General features: G+C 61.0%; 31 protein-coding genes. 4 read left to right on the plus strand and 27 right to left on the minus strand.

Translation table 11 applies throughout. The annotated features are described in order from the left end of the window. Positions 1-20: 20 nt before the first annotated feature. The 8 genes from lafS to lafA (BN1130_RS10205) form a co-directional block, all read right to left on the minus strand. Complete coding sequence (gene lafS / locus BN1130_RS10170) at positions 21-731, minus strand: lateral flagellar system RNA polymerase sigma factor LafS (RefSeq protein ID WP_042041830.1); 711 nt, start codon at positions 729-731, stop codon at positions 21-23. Positions 732-738: 7 nt separating this feature from the next. Next, positions 739-1,197, minus strand: coding sequence for a lateral flagellar basal body-associated protein LafF (gene lafF / locus BN1130_RS10175; protein WP_042041832.1), 459 nt, complete (start codon positions 1,195-1,197; stop codon positions 739-741). A 31-nt stretch (positions 1,198-1,228) separates the two neighbouring features. Next, complete coding sequence (locus BN1130_RS23030) at positions 1,229-2,329, minus strand: flagellar hook-length control protein FliK (protein ID WP_269745809.1); 1,101 nt, start codon at positions 2,327-2,329, stop codon at positions 1,229-1,231. Beyond that, positions 2,320-2,658 (minus strand): hypothetical protein, encoded by a 339-nt coding sequence (locus BN1130_RS10185; protein ID WP_042041835.1) that lies wholly within the window; start codon positions 2,656-2,658, stop codon positions 2,320-2,322. Before BN1130_RS10185 ends, BN1130_RS23030 begins: the two co-directional genes overlap by 10 nt. A gap of 125 nt (positions 2,659-2,783) precedes the next feature. Beyond that, positions 2,784-3,176, minus strand: coding sequence for a lateral flagellar export chaperone LafC (gene lafC / locus BN1130_RS10190; RefSeq protein WP_042041837.1), 393 nt, complete (start codon positions 3,174-3,176; stop codon positions 2,784-2,786). 39 nt (positions 3,177-3,215) lie between these two features. Next, the gene (gene lafB, locus BN1130_RS10195; RefSeq protein WP_042041838.1) at positions 3,216-4,499 is read right to left on the minus strand and encodes a lateral flagellar capping protein LafB; all 1,284 of its coding nucleotides are present in this window, start codon (positions 4,497-4,499) and stop codon (positions 3,216-3,218) included. A 119-nt stretch (positions 4,500-4,618) separates the two neighbouring features. Then, on the minus strand, positions 4,619-5,485 hold the full coding sequence (gene lafA / locus BN1130_RS10200; protein WP_042041839.1) for a lateral flagellin LafA: 867 nt from the start codon (positions 5,483-5,485) through the stop codon (positions 4,619-4,621). A 171-nt stretch (positions 5,486-5,656) separates the two neighbouring features. Beyond that, positions 5,657-6,517 carry a lateral flagellin LafA gene (gene lafA / locus BN1130_RS10205; RefSeq protein ID WP_042041841.1) on the minus strand — a complete coding sequence of 287 codons (861 nt, stop codon included), beginning with the start codon at positions 6,515-6,517 and terminating at the stop codon, positions 5,657-5,659. A 237-nt stretch (positions 6,518-6,754) separates the two neighbouring features. Here lafA (BN1130_RS10205) and fliB point away from each other — a divergent pair, with 237 nt between their 5' ends. Further along, positions 6,755-7,927 carry a flagellin lysine-N-methylase gene (gene fliB / locus BN1130_RS10210; RefSeq protein ID WP_198135257.1) on the plus strand — a complete coding sequence of 391 codons (1,173 nt, stop codon included), beginning with the start codon at positions 6,755-6,757 and terminating at the stop codon, positions 7,925-7,927. 77 nt (positions 7,928-8,004) lie between these two features. Here fliB and BN1130_RS10215 read toward each other — a convergent pair whose 3' ends face one another. From BN1130_RS10215 to lfgB, 12 genes are all read right to left on the minus strand, one after another. Next, on the minus strand, positions 8,005-9,009 hold the full coding sequence (locus BN1130_RS10215) for a hypothetical protein (RefSeq protein WP_042041844.1): 1,005 nt from the start codon (positions 9,007-9,009) through the stop codon (positions 8,005-8,007). 18 nt (positions 9,010-9,027) lie between these two features. Continuing rightward, positions 9,028-9,927, minus strand: a complete 900-nt coding sequence (lfgL, locus tag BN1130_RS10220; RefSeq protein ID WP_042041845.1) for a lateral flagellar hook-associated protein LfgL — start codon at positions 9,925-9,927, stop codon at positions 9,028-9,030. A 77-nt stretch (positions 9,928-10,004) separates the two neighbouring features. Next, positions 10,005-11,324 (minus strand): lateral flagellar hook-associated protein LfgK, encoded by a 1,320-nt coding sequence (gene lfgK, locus BN1130_RS10225; RefSeq protein WP_042041847.1) that lies wholly within the window; start codon positions 11,322-11,324, stop codon positions 10,005-10,007. A gap of 61 nt (positions 11,325-11,385) precedes the next feature. Next, positions 11,386-11,778, minus strand: coding sequence for a rod-binding protein (locus tag BN1130_RS10230; protein WP_042041849.1), 393 nt, complete (start codon positions 11,776-11,778; stop codon positions 11,386-11,388). 9 nt (positions 11,779-11,787) lie between these two features. Beyond that, complete coding sequence (gene fgIL, locus BN1130_RS10235; RefSeq protein ID WP_042041851.1) at positions 11,788-12,894, minus strand: lateral flagellar basal body P-ring FlgIL; 1,107 nt, start codon at positions 12,892-12,894, stop codon at positions 11,788-11,790. An 8-nt stretch (positions 12,895-12,902) separates the two neighbouring features. Next, on the minus strand, positions 12,903-13,574 hold the full coding sequence (gene flgH, locus BN1130_RS10240) for a flagellar basal body L-ring protein FlgH (RefSeq protein ID WP_042041852.1): 672 nt from the start codon (positions 13,572-13,574) through the stop codon (positions 12,903-12,905). After that, the gene (gene lfgG, locus BN1130_RS10245; protein WP_042041854.1) at positions 13,574-14,359 is read right to left on the minus strand and encodes a lateral flagellar basal-body rod protein LfgG; all 786 of its coding nucleotides are present in this window, start codon (positions 14,357-14,359) and stop codon (positions 13,574-13,576) included. Before lfgG ends, flgH begins: the two co-directional genes overlap by 1 nt. A gap of 66 nt (positions 14,360-14,425) precedes the next feature. Beyond that, a complete protein-coding gene (gene lfgF, locus BN1130_RS10250) occupies positions 14,426-15,160 on the minus strand; it encodes a lateral flagellar basal-body rod protein LfgF (protein WP_042041855.1) in 735 nt (244 codons plus the stop codon). A 9-nt stretch (positions 15,161-15,169) separates the two neighbouring features. Next, entirely contained in the window at positions 15,170-16,372 is a 1,203-nt protein-coding gene (gene flgEL, locus BN1130_RS10255) for a lateral flagellar hook protein FlgEL (RefSeq protein WP_042041857.1), read from the minus strand. Between the two features lie 18 nt (positions 16,373-16,390). Further along, positions 16,391-17,068 carry a flagellar hook assembly protein FlgD gene (locus tag BN1130_RS10260; protein WP_042041859.1) on the minus strand — a complete coding sequence of 226 codons (678 nt, stop codon included), beginning with the start codon at positions 17,066-17,068 and terminating at the stop codon, positions 16,391-16,393. Between the two features lie 2 nt (positions 17,069-17,070). Continuing rightward, positions 17,071-17,493, minus strand: a complete 423-nt coding sequence (flgCL, locus tag BN1130_RS10265) for a lateral flagellar basal body rod protein FlgCL (RefSeq protein WP_042041861.1) — start codon at positions 17,491-17,493, stop codon at positions 17,071-17,073. A gap of 2 nt (positions 17,494-17,495) precedes the next feature. Continuing rightward, positions 17,496-17,885 carry a lateral flagellar basal body rod protein LfgB gene (lfgB, locus tag BN1130_RS10270; protein WP_042041862.1) on the minus strand — a complete coding sequence of 130 codons (390 nt, stop codon included), beginning with the start codon at positions 17,883-17,885 and terminating at the stop codon, positions 17,496-17,498. Positions 17,886-17,973: 88 nt separating this feature from the next. Here lfgB and flgA point away from each other — a divergent pair, with 88 nt between their 5' ends. From flgA to BN1130_RS10285, 3 genes are all read left to right on the plus strand, one after another. After that, the gene (gene flgA, locus BN1130_RS10275; RefSeq protein ID WP_157013968.1) at positions 17,974-18,750 is read left to right on the plus strand and encodes a flagellar basal body P-ring formation chaperone FlgA; all 777 of its coding nucleotides are present in this window, start codon (positions 17,974-17,976) and stop codon (positions 18,748-18,750) included. A gap of 79 nt (positions 18,751-18,829) precedes the next feature. Then, positions 18,830-19,102: a flagellar biosynthesis anti-sigma factor FlgM gene (gene flgM / locus BN1130_RS10280; RefSeq protein ID WP_042041863.1), complete on the plus strand. Its 273-nt coding sequence runs from the start codon at positions 18,830-18,832 to the stop codon at positions 19,100-19,102. Continuing rightward, the gene (locus BN1130_RS10285) at positions 19,099-19,545 is read left to right on the plus strand and encodes a flagellar protein FlgN (protein ID WP_042041866.1); all 447 of its coding nucleotides are present in this window, start codon (positions 19,099-19,101) and stop codon (positions 19,543-19,545) included. The genes flgM and BN1130_RS10285 overlap by 4 nt, the downstream gene beginning before the upstream one ends. Before the next feature lie 24 nt (positions 19,546-19,569). Here BN1130_RS10285 and BN1130_RS10290 read toward each other — a convergent pair whose 3' ends face one another. The 7 genes from BN1130_RS10290 to BN1130_RS10320 form a co-directional block, all read right to left on the minus strand. Next, positions 19,570-19,980 (minus strand): flagellar FliJ family protein, encoded by a 411-nt coding sequence (locus BN1130_RS10290; protein WP_042041867.1) that lies wholly within the window; start codon positions 19,978-19,980, stop codon positions 19,570-19,572. A 9-nt stretch (positions 19,981-19,989) separates the two neighbouring features. After that, entirely contained in the window at positions 19,990-21,324 is a 1,335-nt protein-coding gene (gene lfiI, locus BN1130_RS10295; protein ID WP_042041869.1) for a lateral flagellar FliI-like assembly ATPase LfiI, read from the minus strand. After that, positions 21,317-22,009 (minus strand): FliH/SctL family protein, encoded by a 693-nt coding sequence (locus tag BN1130_RS10300; protein WP_042041870.1) that lies wholly within the window; start codon positions 22,007-22,009, stop codon positions 21,317-21,319. The genes lfiI and BN1130_RS10300 overlap by 8 nt, the downstream gene beginning before the upstream one ends. Positions 22,010-22,021: 12 nt before the next feature. Continuing rightward, on the minus strand, positions 22,022-23,050 hold the full coding sequence (fliGL, locus tag BN1130_RS10305) for a lateral flagellar motor switch protein FliGL (protein WP_042041871.1): 1,029 nt from the start codon (positions 23,048-23,050) through the stop codon (positions 22,022-22,024). Then, complete coding sequence (fliFL, locus tag BN1130_RS10310) at positions 23,037-24,716, minus strand: lateral flagellar M-ring protein FliFL (RefSeq protein ID WP_042041959.1); 1,680 nt, start codon at positions 24,714-24,716, stop codon at positions 23,037-23,039. Before fliFL ends, fliGL begins: the two co-directional genes overlap by 14 nt. A gap of 74 nt (positions 24,717-24,790) precedes the next feature. Further along, complete coding sequence (gene lfiE / locus BN1130_RS10315; protein ID WP_084218181.1) at positions 24,791-25,117, minus strand: lateral flagellar hook-basal body complex protein LfiE; 327 nt, start codon at positions 25,115-25,117, stop codon at positions 24,791-24,793. Positions 25,118-25,128: 11 nt separating this feature from the next. Continuing rightward, complete coding sequence (locus tag BN1130_RS10320) at positions 25,129-26,394, minus strand: sigma-54-dependent transcriptional regulator (protein WP_370736605.1); 1,266 nt, start codon at positions 26,392-26,394, stop codon at positions 25,129-25,131. Positions 26,395-26,581: the final 187 nt, after the last annotated feature.

Here is a 26,581-nt window from a genome sequence, read left to right on the forward strand (position 1 = left end):
CGGGGTGTGGCGAGGCATGATTAGATGGAATCGACCAATTGCTTCTTGAGCTGAAGCACACACTGCTTATGCAGCTGACAAACCCGGGACTCGGTCAGACCGAGTACCAGGGCTATCTCCTTCATGTTCAGCTCATGTTGGTAGTAGAGGGAGAGCAGCAACTGCTCCCGCTTGTCCAGGGTGGCGAGCACCTTGCTGAGGGTCATGGCCAGGTCGGCATCATCGGATTCGGCGGTCGGCGCCCGGCCACCGTTCTCCAGCCACTCTTCCAGACTCTGCAAAGCCTCGGCCTGGCTGGCATAGGCAAGCTGGCGGACCTCCTCCACCGAGGTGGCGAGCGCATCGGCCAGCTCTTGCTCGGTCGGTGCGCGCCCTGCGCTGTTGTGCAGCTCGCGCTGGGCCTGGTTGTAAACATGGACCTGCTGACGCAGTTGGCGTGGTCGCCAGTCGAGACGACGCAGCTCGTCGAGCATGGCGCCACGGACGCGCTTGAAGGCATAACTCTCGAACTGTTGATCCGGCTCACCATCATAGCGACGCCAGGCCTCCAGCAAGCCCATCATGCCCACCTGCTCCATGTCATCCTGATCGAAACTGGCAGATACCTGGCTACGCAGGTGACTGGCCGCCCGTTTGACCAGGGGCAGATAGCGCATCAAGATGGCCTGCTCGCCTAAGATGGGCCTCTTGGCGGCGAAGACATCTGGCTGCTCCCACTCCGAATGACTCATCGCGGACCTATTGCACCAACACCTTGGTGATCAGCACTTCATCCAGATAGGTCTGATAACCATATCCCTGTAGCGTCGTGGTCAACTTGCCAAGCAGCGAGCTCTGCAGGACGCTGATGTTCTGCAGCTCCTGCCGCACGTTCTCCAGGGTCCGATGGCTGAAGTACTGCACCATGGCGTTGCGGATCAGGGGTTTGAGCTCTTCCAGCACGGTCAGTTGGGCCGGATTGTGGGTCACCAGGGCCAGTTCCAGTACCAGATAATGGGTCTGGGCCCCCCCCTCCAGGCTGATGACGAAACGCTCCATGGGTTTGAATAACGGCGTCGCACTGAGTTCAGGCTTGGCCTCGGTCAGACCGAGCCAGACCCCGATCTGCTCCCGCTTCAGATAAGCGCCATAAGCTAGCACCAGCAGTAAGCAGCAAGCCGCCACTATCACCATCAACCACTTGAAAAATCGCCGCATCGTATCTCGTTACCTTGTTGTTCGGTTGCTATCAGACCAGGGTGTTGAGCCAATCTCGGCCCCGGGTGTCGGTCGGTGAGGGTTCATCGGCCCAGTCGCGCCGCCCGGCCAGTACCTCATCCTGAGTCCAGGCCTGACGCCGCTCCTGCTCGCCCCCCTGACCCACATTGACCTCGACCCCACCGGCATGATGGGGTGCCAGGCTCATGCGCAGCCGTTCCATTGACTGGATAAGGGCGTCACGCACCGCCGGATTAGCCACATTCAGCTGCACACTGAGCTTGTCTCCCTCCATCCGCACCGTGAGCTCAAGGCGCCCCAGCTCAGGGGGGTCCAGGCGAATATGAGCCTGCTTTATCTGATGGTTGACCTGCATCTCGACCTTGTCGCGAAGCAGATCGGCCAGTTGCTGACCCCATTGAGACTGGTTGTCTGCCAGCTTGGCCGGTGCCCATTGATACTCGGGACCGCGAGCCAGCTGCTGGGTGGTGAGGGTGGGCACTTGCATCCCTTTCGATTCGACCCCCTCCCCTTTGGGCAGATCCCCCCCCAACGCAGCGATCAGGGCGGGAGGCAAAACGGGTAAGGGACGGGCGGTAACGGCTTCACCGGCGCGGGTTGTCGCGGGAGTCTGATGTTCAGCCTGGCTGGCTTGACCGGCCAGATCGGCGAAGGCACCTTGACGCAGCTTGAGCCTCGCCTGCAGCGTCTCGAATGCGAGCGATGGCACATCCGGCAACAGCGGCCGATCCTCCCGAGTCGAGACAAGTGCCTGGGTTACCTGCGTCGGGCGCGACTCCACGCTGAAAGTCAGTGTCTCCACCCCGGCACTGCGCCGGGAGAAGCCGCTGCTCGTGGATGCTGTGAAACCAGTCATGGGGTCTTGCTGCAGGAAAACAGCGAGGGCGGCGGCCAGCGCCTCCTCATCATGGTGACCCTCTTCCGGCGGGGCCTGCTCATTGCCTTGTTCTTGAGGCAGCGTTGGCAAAGGAAGAGGCGGTACCTCAGCGTGGGGGCTGTCGAGCGGCAGGTAACCCTGTTCGGGCTCCACCGGCTGGCGACTACGAATAGTGCCCTGCTCTGGGGACGCGGCGGCCAGTGTCGCCTGCTCCAGATGGCGGATCACAGCCATGACTGCACCTCGTCATAGGCTTGCATCCCTTCGTGCCCCTGACTGAGTCGTTGCCACTCTTGCTGACGGGTCTCCAGCTCGGCCCGGCACTGGGCAAGCGCCTCGCCATGCCAGGCTTTGATCTGCTGACGGACAGGCTGCAGAGCCTGCCAAAGGGAGGGCGAGTTCGCCAGTGCGCCGCAAAACTGTGCCAACCGCTGATCGGTCAAGCGCACCGCATCCCACTGACCGGCCTGGGCCTGCTGTTGCAACTGACGACCCAGAGCCAGCAGCTGGCGCTGGCGAGTCTCATACTCGATGCCGGGTATCGATGGCTTTTTGACGGGCATGGCAAGGGCCTTAATGAGTGGTAGCACATAGCCACTAGCAAGGAGTGGGCCATAAAATAAATAATAATTATCAATGAATTAGGATGTCGACATGGGAATGGCGGGAAGTGCTGCTTCCGCCTGCTTCACCCCTTGTGAGCCGCCATGGCTTCCCAGCCCTGTTTTAGCTCCAGTAGAATGCGTCGCACATCGGCGAAACCAGCCAAATCATTGCTGACGCTGATCTCGAACAGGCGCTGGCCACAGTAGTCATAGAGACGGTGCAGGTTGGCCGCAAGCTCCCCCCCCTTCTCCATGTCGAGGGCGCTGTCGAGGCCACCGAGGATCTGCAGACACTTGTTGATGGCCTGCCCCTTGCGCTCATACTGCCTGGCCTGGATATGGCCTTCGGCCCGGGCTATCTCATCGAGCAGGCCATCCATCAACATCAGCACCAGCTGATGGGGATCGGCGCTGGCGGCCTTGGCCTGAGTGGCGGCAAATTGGTAGGCATCGTAGCCATCTTGGTGTTCAAACATGGAAAACTCACTTAGTCAGAATAAAGCGCGGGCATCGACTCACAAAGAACCCATGGTCTGCATCATCTGGTTCATGGTGGTGAATTGATTGAGGTAGCGCTTATACGTGGATTCCATGCGCCGATCCAGTGCCTCCATCCGCTCGTCCAGACGGCGCTGGTTGTTCTCAAGACCCGTCTTGCGTCCTTTGAGCATCCCATCCCGCTTGGTGTAAGGATCCATGGCGTTACTCATCCGCTTGAGCAGACCATCATCCCCCATCAATGCCTTGCCAAGCAGCTCGGGGTCCTTCTCCAGCGCCTTGTTGAAGTCAGTCTCGTTGAACGCCAGCTTGCCCGCCTTATCCGTCTTGATCCCCAAGCTATTCAGGGTCAGGCCATTGGGCAGATCCCGTACCTTGGCAGCCAGCAGGCTCTTGAGACCGCGCACCCCACTGTCCGAGGCAAGGGCTCCCGGCGCCTTGGGATCGCTGGCGGTCATCTTGGCCAACTCGCCCACCAGCTCGTTGTAGCTGTCGACAAACTGCTTGAGGGAGCCGGTCACGGCCTCGGTATCTTGACCAATGGTGACCTGCATCGGGGGATCCCCGGCCGCCTGCACCTTGGTCAGCTCCAAAGTGAGACCATCGACCACATTCTCTATCTTGTTGCTGGCAGAGGTGATGGTGAGCGGGCTATCCCCCCCCATCCGCAACTTGGCATCCTGCGCCTTGGTGATGTCGGTGCGAGCCGCCAGCGCAGTGGCGAAGGCACTGGCCGGATCGCCGCTGTAACTCAGATTGATGACGTTCTCCTCCCCCGTCTCCTTGCCGGTCAGTACCAGGTTGACCTTGCCATCGGTGCGCACCAGGGTCGCCTTGATCCCGGGGTTGTCCGTGGCATTGTTGATGTGGGAGACCAGATCCTTGACGGTCGCCCCCGCCGGCAGGGCGGCCAGGTCCACGTTCATGGTCTTGCCCTTCACCGCCAGAGAGAGAGTGCCACTCGCCGGCAGGAGATCCGTGTCGCTGTCGAGCTGCACCCCCAGCTGATGAGCCTGAGCCAGCTGCTCGACGAAGAAACTGTATTGACCCGAGCTCGCCTTGCCGTTGCTGGTGACCGTCATGAAGCCCTCCTGGGACATGGTCGCCTTCTGGGCCTGCAAGGTGGAAGCCTTGTTCAAGTCCTTGAGCATGGTCTGGAAGGTGGAGAGCTTGGTGTTGAGCGCGCTCAACGCCGTCTGCTGCCCCTTGACGCTCGCCATCTGGCGATTGAGCAGGGCATCCATGTTCTGACGCTCGGCGGCAACCAGCTGAGAGGCCATGGAGGAGGGATCTATCTGCATCTTGTTACACCCTTGAGACTAGGTTCATCCGGCATGTCGATTGGAAAACACAGGCACCTGCTTTCCGATGGACAGGCGATAAAAACAGGCCGCCCGGACAGGGCAGCCTGTCAACACCATTAACGCAGCAGGGAAGTGACCATGCCAGTCATCTGGTTGGAGTTGGAGAGCACGGACATGCCAGCTTGCATCAGCATCTGGTTCTTGGTCATGTTGGTGGTCTCCTGGGCGAAGTCGGCATCCATGATGCGACCGTTCGCCATGTCGGTGTTCTCTTTCATGTTGGAGAGGTTGTTGACCGTGTGCTCCAGACGGTTGATGTTGGCACCGAACTGGGAACGGGCGGTACCGATGGCGTCCAGGGCATTTTCCATCTCGGTGATTTGCGTATTGAAATCGGTGGACTTCAATACGGTAGCGGCCACATCGGCGTCCTTAAAAGCAGTTTCAGCATCATCGATAGCTTTGTTCACTGCTTGAACATTGGTGCTGGCATCAACATCAAGTTTCTCCCCAGCAGTGCCACCGATCTGGAAGGTCACGGCGGCAGCACCAAACTTGCCAGCATCGCTGATTAGGGCCTGGCCGCCAAACTTGGTGTTGTCGCTGATGTTTTTCAGCTCGGCGGAGAGCTCCTTCATCTCGGCACCGATGGCCAGACGATCGTCATCATTGGTGGTGCCGTTAGCGCCCTGGGTGGCCAGATCCTTCATGCGCTGGACGATATTGGTCATCTCGTCCATCGCCCCTTCGCCAGTCTGCATCATGGAGACGGCATCCTGGGCGTTGCGCATGCCGACCTTCTGGCCGTTGGACTGGGCCTGCAGGCGGGTGGCCATCTGCAGACCGGCGGCATCATCGGCGGCGGAGTTGATGCGCAGACCGGTGCCCAGACGCTGCATGGCGGTGCCCAGCATCTTGTTGGTGGTATTGAGCTGGCTCTGAGTGGTCAGAGAGGCGAAGTTGGTGTGAATGGACAAACCCATGATGTACTCCTCGAAAAGCTGCGATGCAGCGGGTAACCCTGTAGGGAGGAGAAGCGACCGGGGGCGGCCAAGACTTGAATGGATTACTGAAAAAATACGGGAAAAGCGGAAACGGTCAGGAGGGGAGGAAGCGGAAAAAGGCACTCATCCAGGGGATGAGTGCCACAGATATCAACGCAGCAGGGAGGTGACCATGCCGGTCATCTGGTTGGAGTTGGAGAGCACGGACATGCCAGCTTGCATCAGCATCTGGTTCTTGGTCATGTTGGTGGTCTCCTGGGCGAAGTCGGCATCCATGATGCGGCCGTTCGCCATGTCGGTGTTCTCTTTCATGTTGGAGAGGTTGTTGACCGTGTGCTCCAGACGGTTGATGTTGGCACCGAATTGGGAACGTGCGGTACCAATGGCGTCTAAGGTATCTTCCATCTTAGTGATTTGAGCATTGAAGGCCGTAGCAGCGAGGGCAGCCGTATCGGCAGTGCCAAAGTCTGCTGTAGCAGTTGTGATGGTTGCATTCACAGCTTTAACATTTGCACTGGCATTCACATCAAGTTTCTCACCAGCAGTACCACCTATCTGGAAAGTCACGGCAGCAGCACCAAACTTGCCAGCATCGCTGATCAAGGCCTGGCCGCCAAACTTGGTATTGTCACTGATATTTTTCAACTCAGCAGTCAATTCCTTCATCTCGGCACCAATAGCCAGACGATCGTCATCATTGGTGGTGCCGTTGGCACCCTGGGTGGCCAGGTCCTTCATGCGCTGGACGATATTGGTCATCTCGTCCATGGCGCCTTCGGCGGTCTGCATCATGGAGACGGCATCCTGGGCGTTGCGCATGCCCACTTTCTGGCCATTGGACTGGGCTTGCAGGCGGGTAGCCATCTGCAGACCGGCGGCATCGTCGGCGGCGGAGTTGATGCGCAGACCGGTGCCCAGACGCTGCATGGCGGTGCCCAGCATCTTGTTGGTGGTATTGAGCTGGCTCTGAGTGGTCAGCGAGGCGAAGTTGGTGTGAATGGACAGACCCATGGTCGTTTCCTTGAGTGAGATGCTGCCGGGCAGCTGATTGGTTGACTCCCTTCAAGAGCGACCGCCCGGCGGTGAAAATGAAATGACGGCCGCACTTTTTTAAAATTTTCACCCGCCCCCTGCCTGGGTGCATCGCTTGCCACTTCGGGCACCCTTCTTGCAGTGCGTCGGCCACAGCGATCAATACGGGCAGCCGCCCGTGCGATCATGAGGTTCAAGCCACGCAAGGAGATCAGAATGGCCCATACCCTGCTTACCCCCAGGTACTATCAGCAATTCCAGTGCATCGGCGATCGATGCGAAGACAACTGCTGTCATGGTTGGACCATTTCCATCGACAAGCAGACCTATCGCCACTACGTCAGCCACCCTGATCAACTCATCCAGAGCACCGCCAAACAGCATATCCAGAAGGTGAAAAAATCCGATGCTCATTGGGGCACCATCCGCATGGACAAGACGGGAGCCTGCCCCTTCCTCGACGGAACAGGATTGTGCAATGTCCACAAGCAGGCGGGCCCCGAAGCCCTCAGCCAGACCTGCAAGAGCTACCCCAGGCAGCAAACCCAGTTGGGTGATCAGCACAGGCGCAGTCTGATGCTCTCCTGCCCCGAGGTCAGCCGCCGGGTGTTGCTCGACCCCCAGGCCATGGCGATGGAGGCGACCCCCTTCATCGGCAAGGGCAAGCCCAAGGCCATCGCTCCGGCCCAGGCCTCCTTGCACATGTTGAGCATCGATGTGCTGCTGGCCGATGCCATGACGGTGGAAGAGCGGCTCTGGTTGATTGGCATGCTGGTACACAGAGATGAGAGCAAGGTATCTAACCAGGCCTTCCTCGAGCAGATGGTGCCCATGATAGAGCAGGGCCAACTCGCCACGGCCTTCGCCCAGCTCCCCTTCATGGGCAAGATCCAGTGGTGGGCGCTGCGCACCCTCACCCATCTGCTGATGCTCAACAACCAGCACCAGCAGCGCCGTGGGCGCGTGACCATGAGCCGCTGTCTGGAGACCATCAATCGGGTGCTGGAGGGCGAGTATGATGAACACAAACTCGCCAGCCTGCATCAGTGCTGGCATGAACGGGTTGCCCCCTTCCTGGCCGAACGACCCCATATTCAGCAGAACCACCTGCTCTATTACGTCTATCACAACCAGTTCCCGGCCCAGGGACAGAGTCCGCAGCTGGCCTATCGCCTGCTGATCGCGGACTACTTCCTGCTGCGCAGCTACCTGTGCCTGCTGGCCATGGGGGATGCGCCCCTGACCGAGGGGGATGTCACGGACCTCTTCTACAGCTATCACACGGTTCGCCAGCACAACGCGACCTTCCTGAGCACCCTAGAGAAGGGGTTGGAAGATTCCGGGCTCGCCAGCGACCTGACCCTCTACGCCTTGCTCAAGACGGGATAATCCGGGAGCGGGGATGCCAGAAACGACAACACCCCGGGTCACGGGGTGTTGTCTGTGTCACCAAATGCACGACGCGATCAGGCCAGCAGGGCCACCACATTCTGGCGGGAGACATTGGCCTGGGCCAACAGGCCCGCCATGGTACCGGCAAAACCGCCATCCTTGAGCTGGCTGCTCAACTTGCTTTGCAGCTGTTCCAGCTCATCGAGCTTGAGACTCTGGCTGCGGGATTTCACCTTGTCCAGCTGCTGGACCATCTTCTGGCGGAACTGTTTGAGTTCGCGAACCGACTGCTCTATCTCGCCGAGCAGCTTGTGCAATCTGCGCTGCTCCTGCTTGATCTCACCGCGCCCCAGCCCCTCACCCAGCAGGCTCAATTGACCAGGGTGCTGCTTGAACTTGACCGGCACCGGGTTACCGGCCGGGATCCGGATCCCTTCACCACTGATGAGGACAGGTTCATCCAGTTTGCGTCTCTGCGCCTCCGGTAGACTCAGCTCCAGCTTGCCCTGCTCACTCATCCTGGCCTGGATCTGCTCCTTGTTCAGGGCCTGATCCAGCCGCTTGATCACCTCTTGTCCCTGGGCTCCCGCCGGAATCAACACTTCCACCGCGCTGTTGCTGACGGGAAAGGCCAGTACCAGTCGCTCGGCCGTCGGTTTGGCCGTCAGCAGCTCCAGATGATCGACCCCATAATGAACCCGGCTGCCCGCACCATTCAGCAACCTCGGCTTGAGGGCATCCGTCAAGGGGGCATCCTGACTGGTCAGTTTCTCTTCGAGGGTGCGCAGACGCTGGACTATCTCCCCCCCGGCACTCGTGGTCTGCGAGAGCTGCCGCTCCAGGCGCTTGAGCTCGCCCCACACCTGACCGAGGGCCTGCTCGCCACCCTGAGCATGGGCGATACGTTGCTGGGCCGTGCCAATCAGCGCCCAACGTTCCAGCCTCGCCACATTGGGGTGACGATCCATGGCGACCGGCTGGCGACTCTTATTCTTCCCCTGGACAGATGCCTGACCGCGCAACTTGAGCTGGGCGGGGGCTTCGGCCACACCGCCCGGTCTGGTCTGCTGGATCTGCATCTTGGGTCCTTATCCGGGTCAGGGAATGTAGTTGAACAGGCTCAGGCCATTGACCTTGGCAAACGCCTGCTGCTGGACCTGAAGAGCCATCAGCACATGGGCTTGCTTGGTCACCGCCTCGGCATAATCGAGGGACTCTATCTGATCGCTCACTTCCTTGCTATAGATGGTCTTCTCGGCATGGCTCTCGTCGATCTGGTCGAGCAGATTGATGCGGGCGCCTATGCCGCTCACCATCTGGCTGATCTCATCTTGCAACAGCTGACTGCGATCCAGCATGGCACCCGCCTCGGCATTGGTATCACCGGTCGAGCTCTCCAGCAGCGTCACCAGATCGTCCAGCTGTTTGAAGAAGTCCCCGCCCTGAATGAAGAGGCTATCGGCGGTGTGATTGAGGCCGACCGTCACCCCCTTGGCCACCACCACCTCCCGCACCAGGGCATCCCCCTGATAGAGGTAGTTGCCACCCGCATCCTTGACGATGGCGGTCTTGTCGACCTGACTGCCCGCAAACAGGCTGGAGCCACTCTCGTTGCGGCCATTGGCGAGATCGAGCAGACCCTCCTTGAGCACCGCCAGCTCGCTGGCAACCGCAGCCCTGTCATCGGGGGACATGCTGCCGGTGGCCGCCATCTGGGTCAGGTCTCGCAACCGCATCAGCATGTTGGTCATGGTGTCGAGCTGCTGCTCCCCTTGGGATAGCTGGCTCTTGGCATTGAAAATGTTCTTCTGGTACTGGGCCATGGCCGTCTGCTCTTTGTGCAGCCCCTGCAGGCGCACGCTGCCGATGGCGTCATCCGATGGCTGCAGGATCCGCTTGTTGCTCGCGATCTGACGATCGAGCCGCGCATAGTCACCGAAGCCCTGTTGCAGGTTGCCGAGCATGCTGAGCTGGATCTGGTTGGTACTGACACGCATGGAGAGTTCCTCAGAACATGTTCAGGAAAAAGGTGAAGAGCGGGTGCTGGTCGGCGCTGACAATCATGGACTTAGCCTCAGAACATATTCAGGAGGGAGGTGAAGAGTTGATCCGAGGTGCTGATCACCTTGGCATTGGCCTGATACGCCTTGGTGTAGGCCATCACCTTGACCCCTTCCTCATCGGTATTGACGCCGCTGACACTGCTCAGCTTGAGGGAGAGTTGCTGCTCCAGGTTGGCGTTGGCATCCAGTTGGGCCTTGGCCTGGCCGCTCTGCACCGCCATCTGGCCAAGCAAACTGCCGTAGGCGTCATACTGGCCATCCTTGATGGTGATCAGCGCCTGCAGATTACGGTTGTCGCCCGGGCCCCCTCCGACCTGGGCAAAGGCGAGATCGTCCCCTTTAAAACCCGACGCCAGCTTGAGCGTGCCGGCAGGATCCAGCGGGTCATAGACGAACAGCGGCTTGCCGGTGCCGCCATTGAGGTCTATGCCGTTCATCTGCTTGGCATTGAATTCATCGGCCAGCTTGCTGGCTATCTGGCCTAGCTCATCCCGGGTCGGACGCAGTACCTCGGCACGGTAAGCGAGCATGCCGGCCAGGGTGCCGCCACTGAGCTTGGGCACCTCGAACGTCTGGGGGCCAAAGCTCAGGGAGAGCTGGTCACCCTTGATGGTGAGGCTGCTGCTGCTCGCGCCCAGCACCAGGGGTTGTCCCTGAGGCAGGCTGAGTGCCACGGATCCATCGCTCTGGCGGTTGACCCTGACCTCCATCAGGGTGGAAAGCTCACGGATCACCTGATCCCGGCTATCTTCCAGCACCGAGGTATTCACCCCTTTCGAGGATTGATCGCCGATCTGCTTGTTGAGTTCGGCCACCTGCCCCAGGTAACTGTTGACCTGACTGACGCTGCCGTTGAGCTGATCGTCGATCTGCTTCTCCTGAGTCAGCAGGCTCTCGCTTAGCTGATTGAAACGGTTGGCAAGCGCACCGGCCGAGCTGACAATCTGACTGCGCTGGGCCGGGGTTTCCGGACTGTCCAGGGCCGCACTGAGTGAGGCAAAGAAACTGTCGAGTCCCTTGGCAATATTCATCGATTCGCTGCCAAGCAGTTGCTCGGTGGTATTGATGTATTGATGAAAGGAGTAGGCAGATCCCAGGGAGGAGCCGGCACGCCAGTGCTGGGCCACCAGATAGTCGTCGGTGATGCGGCGCACTCCGACGACTTCAACCCCCATGCCGTTATCCAGCCGACCAAAACCAGACAGGCTGCCCATCATGGCCTCCTGGCGCGAATAGCCGGTGGTATTGGCGTTGGCAATGTTCTGGGCGCTGACATTCAACGCTATCTGGGCGGCGTTGAGACCACTGAAGCCGATATTGAGCAGTGACATCTGTCAGCGTTCCTTCTGTTGGCAGGTTGGCGATAGGGATAGAAGCGGGTATGCCTTGGCATCACCCCGGTTTCTTCATCCGGGTCAGGGGTTGCTGGAAAGCCACCAGGCCCTGTTCCTGTGAAGCGACCATGGGCTCGGGATTCTTTAATGCGGGATCCAGTTGCCTGACCATCTGCTCCTTGAGCCCCAAACCACCGCGCTGCACCAGGCTCATGGCGAGCTGGCTGTCATACATGTCGCGATAGAGCCCCTCGCCCTTGATCAGCTTGTCATCCTCGTCTTGCAAGGCATCGGTCGCGGCTCGCATGTGCTTGAGCACCGTCTGCAAAAAGCCAACCTCGAACTGGCCGGCGGCCGCCTCCAGGGCGGCCCGCTGATCCGGGTTGCTCTTTATCTGCTGCAACTCATTGAGATCCTGATAAAAACCAGGTTCTGATGTGATTCTAGTCATGATAGGTCCTCAGATGACCACCAGCTCGCCTTCGAGGGCTCCCGCCTCATCGAGGGCTTGCAGTATGGCCATGACATCATCCGGGGTGGCTCCCAGGGAGTTGACCGCCTTGACGATCACCTCGAGGGAGGTCCCTTCCGGCCAGACAAACATATTGTTGCGCTCCCGATCAACCTGGATCTGGGAGTTCGGTGTGGTGGTGGTCTGCCCATTGGAGAAGGCGTTGGGCTGACTCACCGTCTGGCTCTCGCCTATGGTGACAGTGAGACTACCATGGCTGACCGCCGCCTTGCGCACCTTGACCCCCTGCCCCATCACCACGGTGCCGGTCCGGCTGTTGAATACCACCCTGGGCCGCGCCTTGCCAAGGTCAATCTGGATGTCTTCGAGCAAGGCCATGAAGGAGATACGTTGGCTCTCATCCTTGGGGGCCGCCAACTGGATGCGGCCCGCGCTCACCGCCCTGGCCACCGGCCCCAACTGGGCATTGATGGCGCGCTCCACGTTGCGAGCGGTTCGGAAGTTGGGTTGATGCAGGTTGAGGGTCACTTCAGGCTTGTCGGCGAAGCTGTTGACCGCCTCCCGCTCTATGATGGCGCCATTGGGGATGATACCTGCGGTCGGGACATTGATGGTGACCGAGGAGCCGGACTGGCCTTCGGCCTTCACCCCGGCGACCACCAGATTGCCCTGGGCGACCGCATAGACTTCACCGTCAATACCCCGCAGTGGCGTCAACAGCAAGGAGCCGCCACGCAGGCTCTTGGCATCGCCGATGGAGGTGACTGTCACGTCCACCAGCTGGCCCTTGCCCGCCAGGGCAGGCAGGGTCGCCTGCACCGACACCGCGGCCACGTTCTTGAGCTTGGGATCGATATCGTCAGGCAGCTGCACACCGAACTGCTTGAGCATGTTGGCCATCGACTGACCGGTGAATTTGACCTGGCTGCGATCCCCGGTGCCGGACAGACCGACCACCAGGCCATAGCCCACCAACTGGTTGGGGCGCAGTCCCTGCACGTCCGCAATGTCGAGCAGAGCACGCTTGCTGGCCGGTGCCGCCGTCGCAAGCAGGGGCAGAACCAGGCAGAGCAGGGCAGGAAGCCACTTTTTCATAAGAGTCCTCAAAATGGCGCAAAGGCTGAGCTGAAGAAGCGGCTCAACCACCCCATCTGGTTGCTGTCTGCCAAGGCACCTCGCCCGGCATAGGTGATGCGGGCGTCGGCGATGCGCTGGGAAGAGATGCGATTGCGCTGATCGATGTCTTCGACCCGCACCATGCCGCCGAGCCGCACATACTCGTCCCCCTGGTTGAGACGGATCCACTTCTCGCCGCGGATCCCTATCACCCCATTGGGCATCACCTCTGCCACTGTGACCGTGATGGCACCGGACAGGGTGTTTTGCTGGCTGGACGTCGCGCCGCCGTCAAAATCCCGGTCAGCGCTCAGGGTTGCCCCCCAGTCGGTGCGCACCTCACCGCCGATGGACGGGGCCGGTACATTGAGACTGCTGCTCTTGCTGGTACTGGTATTGGCCTTCTTGCTGGATTGGGTTCGCTCCTCCAGCATGACGGTCAAGATGTCGCCGACCCGATAGGCGCGCCTGTCCTGAAACAGGGTGAACATATAGTTGTCGCGATAGAGGCTGCCATCCTCGCCACTGGCCGCCACGGGCAGATTGGGACGCGAGGGGGCCCACTGCTCTTCACCCGGCTCGGGGGCGCGCAGCTCATAGGTGGCGCAGCCACCGAGCAGCAACACCAGCCAGAGACTCTGCCTGAACACGCTCATCATCACAGGGCCTGGGTCACGAACTTCAGCATCTGATCCGCCGCCGAGACCACCTTGGCATTCATCTCATAGGCGCGCTGGGTGGTGATCATGTCGACCATCTCTTCCACCACATTGACGTTGGAACTCTCCAGGGTGTACTGCTTGATGGCCCCCATGGCATCCTCGCCAGGCACCCCTTCGATCGCCTCACCGGAGGCTCCGGTGGCCCGATACAGGTTACCGCCCAGCGCCTCCAGACCGGCCGGATTGGCGAAGTTGGTCAGGGTGATCCGGCCGAGCTCCACGTTCTCCTGCTGGCCCGGCAGAGTGGCACTGACGGTGCCATCTGTGCCGATGGAGACCTTGGTGGCATTGTCCGGGATCTGGATCTGCGGCAGCATGGGCAGGCCATCGGCATTGACCAGCAACCCCTCGGCGCTGCGATGCCACTGGCCATTGCGGCTATAGGCGGTTTCACCATCCGGGCGCTCTACCCCGAAGAAACCCGCCCCGACCACCGCCATGTCCAGTTCCTGGTTGGTATTCTGGAACTGACCCGAGGTGAACACCTTCTGGGTCCCGACCACCCGAACCCCGTTCCCCATCTGGATGCCGATCGGCGCCAGATTCTGTTGATCCTGCTGGGCACCCGGTTGGCGCTGGACCTGATAGAAGAGGTCTTCGAAAGCAACCCTATCTCGCTTGAAGCCGACCGTGTTGACGTTGGCCAGGTTGTTGGAAATGCTGGCCATCTTGGCATCTTGTGCCGACAGGCCGGTCTTGCTGACCCATAATGCTGCGTGCATCGACTCTCTCCACTGCGTTCATGAGGACCCGGCCAGGGGCCGGATCCGAAATATTGCCCCTGAGGGTTAACCCTGGCCCGAGATGAGGCGGGCGCCCTGGCGGGCCTGATCGTCTGCCGTCTTCATCAACTTGACCTGCAATTCGAAGTTGCGGGTCAGTGCCATGCTGCCGATCAGCTCGTCGACCGCGTTGACGTTGCCCCCTTCCAGGAAGCCGGAGGCCATCACCACCTCTTCACTCGGCTCGGCATCGCCGCCCTGGCGCAGGCGAAACAAGCCATCCAGTCCCTTGACCAGCTCGCTGGCCGCCGGATTGACCAGCTTGAGCCGTCCCACATCGAGGCGGGCGCCCCCACCGGGAGGCGTGATGCTCAGGGAGCCATCATTGCCGAAACTGAGATCCCGATAGGCCGGCACCACCAGTTCACCGCCATCCCCCAGCACGGGGCGGCCATTGAGGCTGAGCAGGCCATCGGCATCGACTTCCAGATTGCCGGCCCGGGTATAGGCCTCTGCACCATCTGCCGTTTGCACCGTCAGAAAACCCTCACCACGCACCGCCACGTCCAGCTTGCGATCCGTCTGCATCAGGGCACCGGCTCGAAAGTCGGTGCCGGCTACCTCTTCCCGCGCCATGACGCGGCTCTGGTAACCATCCCCGCTCAAGGCGTAAGCGGAGACCCGCTCGAAATCGGCTCGAAAACCCGCCGTGTTGAGGTTCGCCAGGTTGTTGGCCCGGATCTGCTGGGCGACCAGGGAGTGCTGGGCGCCGGACATGGCGGTGTAGATTAGCTTTTCCACGGATCAGCCTCAGAAGGAGTTGAAGAGCACCTGGGTCATCTTGTCTGCCGAGCTGATGCTCTTGGCGTTCGCCTGGTAGTTGCGCTGAGAGGTCATCAGGTTCACCAGCTCACCGGTCAAGTCCACGTTGGAGCCCTCGTAGGCGCCCGAGGTCAGCGAACCCAGGGTGCCGCTGCCCGGGGCACCGACCACTGGCTGACCGGAGGAGAAGGATTGCTGCCAGGTGGTGTTGTTGCTCTGCAGCAGACCATTGGGGTTGGCGAAATTGGCCATGACCACCTGCCCCTGCAACAGGCTCTGACCATTGGTGAAGGTGGCGTAGACGCCGCCATCCCCATCGATGCGGACCCCGGTCAGGTCGCCGGAGGTGTAACCGTTGGACTGGTTGCGGCTGACGTTGAAGTCGGAGGCATACTGGCTGAACTTGCTCAGACCGATGTCCAGGGTCATGGGCTCCGCACCCTGCGGTGTCAGGGCCAGGGTCGCCTTGTCGGCACCGCTGCCCACCGCATCAAAAGAACCATCCGTATTGAACTTGAGGTTGGTGGTGGTCCCGTTGGCGACGCCATCGACCGTGTAGTGCACCTGCCAGTCGTTGCTGCCAACCTTGACGAAATACTGGGTGACATTGTGTTCGCTGCCCAGGGAGTCAAACACCTTGCTGGACTGGGAGAAGTTGTAGCTCTCCGCCTTGCTGGCATCGAACGGATTGAGCGTGGTGTCTATGTTGCTGGCATCCGCCTTCAGATTGCCCACAAACTCCAGGGAGTCGGAGGCCTTGGCGGGCAGACTGCCGGTACCCACCTGCAGATCGCCCACAACCCCCGTCTGCAACTGACCGGCGCCGTTGACGGTATAGCCTTGCAGGCGATCCCCGGTCGAGGTGGTGAGGTAGTTGTTGGCATCGCGCTGGAACATGCCGGCACGGGTGTAGGAGGTCTGGCCGTTGCCATCCTTGAGCTGGAAGAAACCATTGCCGGAGATCGCCAGATCCAGACCACGGCCGGTGCGCATCAGATCGCCGTTGCGATCGAAGTTCTGGGAGACGTTGTTCATCTCGACCCCACCCGCCTGGCCGCCACCATAGATGGCTGCAAACTCGGCACGGCTCGATTTGAAACCGGCGGTGCTGACGTTGGCTACGTTGTTGCTGATGACGCTCAATTCCTGGTTAACGGCGCGCAGGCCGCTCAGTCCGATACTAAAAGACACTGTGTCGCTCCTATGGGCTTATGCCGATTTGCCAAACTGGATGGCGCTGAACAGGGGGACTTCCCCAACGCCCGCCACCTCTAACATGATGTCGCCGGTGCCGGGCAGGGTGACCCTGTCCACCGTACTGGAGACATAGTGCTTGCTCTGCACCTTGCTCCCGGCCAGGGAGGCTTTCACCTCAAAGCTGTACTCGCCGGCGGGTAATACCGGCAGGTCGTAATCGATGCCACCAGCCTTGCTCTCACCCCAGTTGCGGGTCGCAACCAGGGTGCCATGTTGATCAAATACCTTGAGCTCGACCTGGTCGGCCGCGCCACCCAGCTCAATCTGGCCCCGTATCGCCTTCTCTGCCCCCTGCTTGAGGGAAGCAGTCGGCACCATGACATCCCGACCGATCAGATCCGTGCTCTGCAGCACCTGCTGGGTATCCATCATGGCGATGGACTTTTGCTGCAATACCTTCAACTGCTCGACCCCCTCCACCATGCTGAACTGGGCCAGCTGGGTGACGTATTGGGAGCCGTCGAGGGGATTGGTGGGATCCTGATTCTGGAGCTGGGCCACCATCATCTGCAAAAACTCGTTGCGCAGCTGCATGCCACCGCTCGCCGTGCCGTTGCCAGCGATGTTGTCATCCAGGCTCTGACTGATGCTGCGGGCCGTGTCCAGGCTACTGACCTGAGGAAGGCTCATGATCAGACCTGCCCGAGGCGCAGGAGACCCTGCTGCATGCTGGAGATACGATTGATGACCTCCACCGAGGTCTCAAAGCCGCGCGAGGCACTCATCATGTCGGCCATCTCCTCCACTGCATTGACGTTGGAGTGGTACACGAAGCCATCCTCATCGGCCAGGGGATTGGTCGGCTCCAGCCGCCGCTCAATCTGGCGATCGGATTGCACTATGCCGGCAATCTGTACCTGGGCGGCCCCCATGCCATCGGCATCCTGAACCCGCTGATACAGGGTGGAGAACACCGGCTTGATGGCACGAAAAGCCTCCTCTTCCCGTCCCGCCACGCTATCGACGTTGGCAAGGTTGGAGGCGACGGTATCGAGACGGACCGTCTGTGCCCGCATGGCACTGCCGGCGATCTCATAGATTCGATTGAACGACATGATTAACGGCCCTCGATCGCCTTGGCGATCCCGCTGAGTTTCATATTGAGGAAGGTCAGGCTGGTCTGAAAATCGGTGGCATTGTTGGCAAACTTGCTCTGCTCCACACTGAGCTCGGCGGTGTTGCCATCCATGGAGACCTGGTAAGGCATGCGGTAGAGGGGATGCTGCATATCATCCTGCAGACGCCCCCCCGCAATGGCACCGCTCTCTTCCTTGGCCGCCACTTGCTGTGCGACCCGACCCAGAATGCTCTTATAATCCACGTCCCTGGCCAGATAGCCCGGGGTATCCACATTTGCCAGATTACCTGCGAGGATACGCGCCCTATCCGTTCGCACATTCAGGGCATAGGGATGTACCCCCAGCGCACTGTCAAATGAGATACTCATGCTTCATCCTCTCGTCAGCGAAATAGTCAGACCCGTGCAGGCCATATCAAGACTCATGCCAACCATGAAAAATCACCCCGTTCGCCCTATGGCGTGGCCTCATACCCTGCCTGGCACGCATCAGGGGGAAGCTGGCTTTCCCGGCAGGAAGTGGGGCGGCCTCTTGTTGATGCTGCTGCTCGCCCTGTCTCCCGGGGTGCAAGCCCAGACGGAGACACTGGATATCACCGCCCTGGAGCAGACCCTGCGCCAACAGGCGCAACGTCAGCTCGACGATTATCTGACCCTGCAACGCTGGCAGGCCAACCGCGTCGATTATCAAGTCTGGCTCGCGCCAGCGGCGGCGCACCTGCCCCCTTGTCGACAAGCCCTCGGGTTGCAGGCTGGCGGTCTCTATCGCCAGCCCTGGGGTCGGCGCCCCTACCTCATCAGCTGCGGCGATCCCCAATGGCAACTCAGGGGCAGGGTCGATGTCAGCGTCTTCATGTCGGTCTGGGCCACGGCCCAGGAGATAGCCAAGGGGCACCCAATCCAGGTCGCCGATCTGGTTGCCAAGGAGCTGGAAGTCAGCCGCATTCAGCGCGGTTTCACCCCGGCGAGCCTCTCCTTGCTCGAGCAAAAAAGCGGTCGCAGGCTGCGCACGGGCCAGCTGATCGGTGAACTCGACCTGCAGAAACAGTGGGCGGTGCGCCAGGGGGAAGGGGTACTGATCCGGGCGGGTCAGGGCAGCTTTGCCGCCACGACACGGGGGGAGGCGCTGGAAAATGGCGCCATTGGCGAGGGTATCAGGGTACGCAACAACAGCTCGGGCAGAGAGATCCAGACCTGGGTGCTGGGCAAGGGCGAGGTGGAGACACGATTTTGAGTGTTTTGAGCGAACAGTCCATTCAAGTTATGCTGAACCCCGGTCGCTTTACTCCAGTAGACCATCAGGAAGTGAACATATGAAGATCACCCGCGCCGACCTCATCCCGACTCAACCCCTGACTCAACGCAGGCAGGATGCGGCCCCAACGCCAAACCCACCTCGCCAGAGCGGTGAGAGCCAGATCAGTGCCACTGCCCAGACCATGGCACAAGCCAGTATCGCCCTGGCCGACACCCCGGATGTCGACATGGCCAAGGTCGAGCAGATCCGTCAGGCCATAGGCGAAGGGCATCTGAGCCTCGACATGGATGCCTTGAGCCAGGCCATATTGGAACTGCACCGTCGATGAGCCAATCCGCCAGCCCTCTGGATGCCAAACAGAGAGTCAAGCAACTGCTGCTCGGCATCCAGCGGGATCTCGGCCGCTATGGCGAGTTGCAACAGATGCTGCAGCGCCAGCATCTGTTGCTGGCGACCCACGAAGTGGATGCCTTGACCCAGCATAATCTGCAGCAAACTGAACTGATGAAGCAGATAGAGCAACAGGCTCAGCAACGCTGCCAGCATCTGCTCGCCCTGGGCATGGCGCCCAATGAGCAGGGCATGGCCAAGCTGATCGCTCGCCTGCCCGCTCAGTTGCAACACACCATGACGGGCCAGTGGCAACAACTCGAGTCCAGCCTGCGCCAGTGCCAACAGCAGAACGATCGCAACGGTCGCCTGCTGGCGGGACAGATTGAAACCCTGCATACCCTGCTCGGTCAGCGCCAGGAGTATGGCCAGGAAGCCTGAACCTCAGGCTCTTCCCCCCCTGCGTCAACTACCCCGGGTACGATGGCGCAGGCCGCTTATCTCATCGAGCAGACGCTGCTCCTGTGACTCCCTGAGTCTCCTGTCCGCCAGTGCCCGCCGATCCAGCACCCCTTCCAATCCCTTCACGCGCCCGAACTGCTGGCGCAATTGCAACTCATGGCGATCCAGATCGAGGCGCGCCATCGCCGATTGCTGAACCTGATGGGCATGCAAGCGGCGCAGCTGGGCATCCATCTGCTGACGATTTTGCAGCAACAGAGGGTGGAAACCCTGCCCCTGACCCAGGCTGGCGATCACCTCCTGCAATCTGAATGCCCGCAGCTCCTCACGCTGAGCCAGCTCACGCAACCGCTGACGCTCCTTGCCCATCTCGTCCAGCGCCTGCTGTTGTAAACCCAGATAGGCATTGAGCACTGTCTCTCCTTAGGCCGGGCGGCCAAGCGCCTGGCGCAACCCGGCAGGGGCCTCGGCCAGGGGGGTCACTTCATGGATCCCTTGCTGCAGCAGCGCCGCGATGGCGGGGTAACGCTGCACGGCCTCATCCATCTGGGCATCCGCCCCCGCCTGATAACCGCCAAGAGGCAGCAATTCGCGCACCTGCTGATAACGCCCCCACAGCTGGCGCAGGGTGACCGCCAGGGATTGCCACTCTGCCGGTACCACCTGAGGCATGACCCGGCTGACCGAGGCACCGATGTCGATGGCCGGATAGTGGCCCTCTTCGGCCAGGCGCCGGGTCAGCACTATGTGGCCATCCAGAATGGCGCGGGCCGCATCCACCACAGGATCTTGCTGATCGTCCCCTTCCGCCAGCACCGTATAGAAGGCGCTCAGGCTGCCATTGGGATCGACACCGTTACCGGCCCGCTCCACCAGCTGGGTCAACATGCTGAACACAGAAGGCGGATAACCCCGAGTGGCGGGTGGCTCACCGATGGCCAGGGCTATCTCGCGCTGGGCCTGGGCATAACGGGTCAGGGAGTCCATCAGCAGCAACACGTCCTGGCCCTGCTCGCGAAAGTATTCGGCGAGGCGATGACAAAGCTGAGCCGCGCGCAGCCGCATCAGCGGGGATTGATCGGCCGGTGCTGCAATGACCACGGCCCGCGCCAGCCCCTCGCGGCCCAGGCTGTGTTCGATAAACTCGCGCACCTCGCGCCCTCGCTCGCCGATCAGACCGACGATGACGATCTGGGCCGTGGTGTTGCGGGTCATCATGCCAAGCAGCATGCTCTTGCCGACCCCGGAGCCTGCGAATAACCCAAGCCGCTGACCCTTGCCGACCGTGAGCAAGCCATTGATGGCACGCACCCCGACGTCGAGGGGCTCGCGCACCGGGGTACGCTGCAGGGGATTGGGGGGGGAACTGAACAAGCTGACGCGCTCCCCGGCGTCTGGCAGCGGGAGGCCATCCAGAGGTTGCAACAAACCATCGAGCACGCGGCCAAGCAGGTGATCGCCGACCCGGATCGTCTCCTCACCCGAGATGGGCAACACCCTCGCCCCCGAGTAGAGGCCACTCATGGCCTGCAACGGCATCAGGTAAGAGACGTCGCGATTGAAGCCGACCACCTCCGCCAGCAGATAGCCCTCGCCCGCGGTATCCACCCGGCAGCGCTGGCCCATGACCAGCTGGCAGCCAACCACTTCCAGGGTGAGCCCCGTGACCCGCACCAGCCGGCCATAACGGCGAAAGCCGGGGGCGGGCTCAAAGTCATCCAGTGCCGAACTGAGCGCCTGCTGCAAACGCTTATCCATTCAGGCTGGCATCCAGGGCGCTGTTGATCTTGTCAAGGCAGGCGTCGAGCCGCTCCGCGGTATTGACCTCAATCACAGCCGCCTGAGTCTCGAGCCTGGCATCCCCCATGGCCAGGGCCGCATCCTGCTGCAACGGCCAGCCAGCGCAGCGGGTCACGCCGAGTTCGGCCAGACGGCGTCTGTCTCCCTCATTGAGGTAGATGACCAACTCTTCAGGCTGGCTCGGCAGGCTGGCCAGCGCCTGCTCGACTTGCGTCAGCACTTGCTGGGGGTTGAGGGTGAACTCGGCCTGGATGACCCGCCGCGCCACCTGCTCAACCAACTGAGCCAACACCTGCTTTTGCTGCAACATGCGGGCCTGGCAGAGGCTATCCCACTGTTGCTGCAATTTCTCAAAAGGCACCATGGCCTGGTCGAAGGAGCCGCGTCCTTCGGCCAATCCCTGGGCAAGGCCCCGGGCCTGGCCCTGCGCCACCCCACGACTCTCACCCTCAATCAGGCCGCTGGTGAGTCCCTGCTGGTAACCTTCCTGATAACCCAGATCCTGGCCCTGCTCCAGCCCCTGCTGGTAACCGAACTCGAACTGCTCCTGCTCGCTCGGCTCCCCCTCTCCGACCTGGCCGAGTTGCGGGAAACGGTAGCGACGGGTCGCCCCCGGGGCCAACTTGCGCATCTTGTTAGGCATGCTCGTCTCTCATCAGTTGACCGTGGGCTCTTCGAACAGCTGGAACTCGACCTCGCCCTGCTCGACCAGTTCGCGCACCAGTTGCATGATGTCGTCCCGTGCTTGTTCCACCTTGCGCAAAGAGACGCTGCCCTGATCCTGGATCTGGGCCTCGAGGGACTGGGCCATCCGCTTGGGCATGGCACCGAGCACCACCTTGCGAAAGCTGGTCTCGGTGTTCTTCAGAGCCAGGGCCAGCAGATCGGCGGGCAACTCCTGCACCAGGCGCTGCAAGGTGTCGTCGCTCTGACGGCGCAGGGCCATGAAGTCGAACATGTTCTTCTCTATTTCGAGGGCCATGTCGCCATCGCGCTCACGCAGCAGGGAGAGCATCTGCTCCTTGTTGCCCTGATAACGATTGAGGATATCGGCAACCTGGCGCACCCCGTTGACCTTGGCGCCGGACTGATCCGCCACATAGGCCAGACAGCGATCCAGGGTGAGTCGCAGCTCATCGAGCACATGCTCGCTCACCGAGCTGAGTCCGGCGACCCGAACCAGCAGGTCATCGTGGAGCGAACCTGGCAAGGCATCGAGCACTGCCGAGGCGGTCTGGGGCGGCAGGAAGGCCAGCAAGACGGCCTGCATCTGCGGGTGTTCGTTGCGAAAGAAGCGGGCAAGCACCTCGGCAGGCACCCACTGCAGACGCTGGATATCCTGGCTCATGGCGTCGCCATACAGGCTATCGAGCAGGCTGCGGGAGAGCCGTTGGCCCAGGGCAAGATCCAGGGTCTGCTCCAGATAATCCCGGGAGGCGCTGGCGATGCCGCTCTGCTCCCGGTACTGGATGAAGAACTGCTGCAGGGTCCACTTCGCCTCGATGGAGCTGACCCCGGACAGGCCCGCCATCTTGGAGATGAGCCGTTGCACCTCGTCGCGCGACAGCTTCTGCATCACCTTGGCGGCCGCCTCTGTGCCCATGCTGAGCAACAAGATGGCCGCCTTCTCCAGGTTGTCTATGTCGATGTCCACTGCACTCTGGTTCATGTTAGCGTTGCTCATTACTGCTCACCCATGCCTTGACCACTTCGGCCACCCGGGCCGTGTCTTTGTCCACCAGCAGTTGCAGGTGTTTCAGCTGCACCTCGAGTTCAGAGCCCGGCTCGGGCAGCGCATCGAGGTCCAGGGCGCTGAAGTGAGGCCCCTGCTCATCATCGGTACGGATGAGACCTTTACTGTGAGGCGCCGCCAGCGTCTCATCGGTCCGGCGCTGTAGCGGCAGGCCGAGTTCGGGTTCCCGCTCCTCCTGCTCTTCTTCGTCCGGCACGACCACTGGCTGCTGGGTACGCACCAGATGCTTGACCAGGGGACGTATCCCGAAGAACACCAGAGTCAGACCCAGCAGGCCGCCGACCAGGTAACGCAGGGAGTCCTGCCAGTACGGGGTCTCCCACCAGCTGGATTCGGGAGGGGCGACCTGCACCTCGTCGGTGAAGTTGAATACCTGCAGGCTGATCTGATCGCCCCGACCGGTATCAAAGCCGACGGCCCGCTCCACCATCTGACGGATCTGGCCAAGCTGAGCCTCATTCCAGCCCTCTTTCGGCGCAGTCTGCTCGTTGAGCAGCACCGAGACGTTCATCCGCTCGAGTCGCCCCTGCTGATAGCGGGTATGCACCACGGTGCGGCTATTTTCGTATTGGCGACTGCTCTCCTGGCGCTCGGTCCGGCTGTCGTTCTTGGGGGCCGGTTCCGCGGGTACCGCGGCGGCACCATCGGCCGGTTCGGCCTGGGGTGCCGTCTCGGGTGGCCGATTGGACAGGGCTCCCGGGATCCCCATGGCCAGGGCATCGACCGTCTTGTCGGACTTGTTGGTCTCCTGGGTGATCACACCTTGCGGATCGAACTGCTGCTGAGTCTCTTCGACCGCATTGAAATTGACGTCTGCGGCTATCTGCACCCGGAAGTTGCCCGTGCCCAGCATGGGGTAGAGCATGTCAGTGGCACGCTGGCGTATGTATTGCTCCAGCTTGCGCACGTATTCCATCTGCTGCACGCTCTGTTTGCCAAAGCCCATCTTGTCTCCCAGCTCGCTGCTCAGCAGCTGGCCAGCCTGATCGATGATGGTCACGGCGCCCGGTTTCATGCCGGAGATGCTACCGGCCACCAGATTGGCGATGGCCTCAACCTGACCCGCTTCCATCGATTGACCCGGTTGCAGATCCACCATGACAGAGGCACTGGGCTTCTCTTCATCACGACCGACAAACAGGGTTCGCTTGGGAATAGCCAGATGGACACGGGCACTGCGCACCGCGTTGAGGGAGATAATGGTACGCGCCAGCTCCCCTTCCAGGGCGTGACGATAACGCGCCCCTTCCATGAATTCGCTGGTGCCAAGACCCGTGACCGCATCCAGCCCTTCCAGGCCAGAGGGCATGGCGGCACGGACCCCACGCGCAGCTAGTGCCATACGAATGTGAGCCAGTTGACCCTCTGGCACCAGTACCTGCCCGGAGCTTTTCTCAAGCTGGAAGGGGATCTGCTCTTTCTCCAGCATCTCCATGATATTGGCGGTGTCGTACAACTCCTGCTTGCCGTACAGGGGCACGTAGTTCTTGCTGGAGGTCCAGAGGATGACCACTATGGTCCCCGCCACGGTGGCGGCCAACAGGGCTATGGTCAGGATGGATTTATTGTCGCGAGAGAGGCTGCGCCAGTTCTTCAGCCACGCCTGTATGCGCTGCTGCATGCTGACGGCCTCCCGTGGCGAGCCGCTTACCAATTCAGTCATCAGTAACCTCAGAGCGGCATGCGCATGATGTCATCGAAACCCGTCATCAGCTTGTTGCGCACCTGCATCAGGGCGGAAAAGCTAAGACCGGCTTTCTGACTGGCCACCATGGCCCCGACCAGATCATCGCTCTGGCCCGCATCGACCGCCGTCATCAGACGGGAAGAGATGTTTTGTTGTTCGTTGACCCGATTGACCACGTCTCGCATGGCATTGCCGAAGGAGACTTCCTGACCGCCCTGGAGCTCGATGTGAGGCTCCTGGCTCGCCACCCGCTTCAGCTCCTGCATCTGCTGCAACAGAGTGGTCTGTGACGACATCATTTCAATCTTCACTGGGTTATCCCTCAATTTTGAATCTGGAGTTCAATGTCTATGCCCTGCTCACGCATCGCCGCCAGCTTGTAGCGCAATGCCCGGGTCGTCATGCCCAGGGCCTCGGCCGTGCGGGTTCGATGGCCGCTACAGCGGCGCAGGGTCTCTAATACGAACTGAAACTCGGCATGGCGGCGGGTCTCCATCAGCCCTTCAGGGGCCAATAAAGGCTCGACCAAACCGGGTTCTGCGGCCCCCGGCTCACGGGGCAGCATCAAATCGATCGCTTGAATATGCAATCCTCGCGCCATGATGAGCGAACGCTGAATGACATTGTCGAGCTCGCGCACATTGCCGGGCCAGGGATAAGCAAGCATCTGCTTGCGTGCCAGCTCGCTCAACCAATGACCCTGTCTGGGTGCATAGCGGGCGATGAAATATTCAGCCAGCGGCAGGATATCTCCCGGCCGTTCACGCAACGCAGGCCAGCTCATGGGCAGCACATCGAGGCGGTAGAAGAGATCCTCGCGAAACAGCCCTGCGGCCACCAGGGTCCGCAGATCCTTGTTGCTGGCCGCGATGATGCGTACATCCAGGTTGATCAGTTGATGGCTCCCCAGTCGCTCGACCTGGCGCTCCTGCAACACCCGCAGCAGCTTGGCTTGCAGTGCCAGGGGCAGTTCGGAGATTTCGTCCAGCAACAGGGTCCCCCCCTGCGCCTGCTCGAACTTGCCAGGCTGGGCCGACACCGCCCCGGTGAAGGCCCCTTTGGCATGACCAAACAGGATGGACTCGATCATCGACTCGGGGATGGCGGCGCAGTTGATGGCGACGAAGGGGCCATCACAGCGGTTGGACATCTCATGGATGTACCGTGCCAGGCGCTCCTTGCCGGTCCCGGATTCACCACCGATGAGAATAGTGGCCGAGGTCTTGGCGGCCCGGCGGGCCAGCTGCAATACCTGACGACTGGCACTCGACTCAGCAATCAGATCCGGGATCGGCTGGCGCAGGCGCAAGGCTCCCCGGATCGCATCCAGCATCTGCTGTCGCCCGAAGGGTTTGATGATGTAATCGATGGCGCCGGCCCCCATGGCCTCGGCCGCCAGATGCCCCTGGTGCTCATTGACCAGGATGACACTGTCGGTGTCGGTCAATTTGCCCAGAAAGCCCTTGAGGTTGTCGATGGGCGTGCTCACGTCCAGCAACAGCAGATCGACCCTGTCATTGGCAAGGCTGGCGCATGCCTGCCTTGCCGAGTCGACGATAGATACCCGATATCCCGAACTCTCCAGCATGATCAGTATCTCTTCCCCGGCAGAAGAGTCTGGCTGCAGCAATAACAGATGAGGGAGCCCCCCAAGGCCTGGCGGCGTCGGGGTACATTTCAGAGAAACATCCGAAAGCATATGAACCTGAACCTGTGATTGTATTGTCGTCAATCAACAGAACTGAAATGTCAAAACCGAGGAAAGAGGTGGCCGC

Source organism: Aeromonas rivuli, from assembly GCF_000820045.1.
In the GTDB taxonomy this organism is placed as follows: domain Bacteria; phylum Pseudomonadota; class Gammaproteobacteria; order Enterobacterales; family Aeromonadaceae; genus Aeromonas; species Aeromonas rivuli.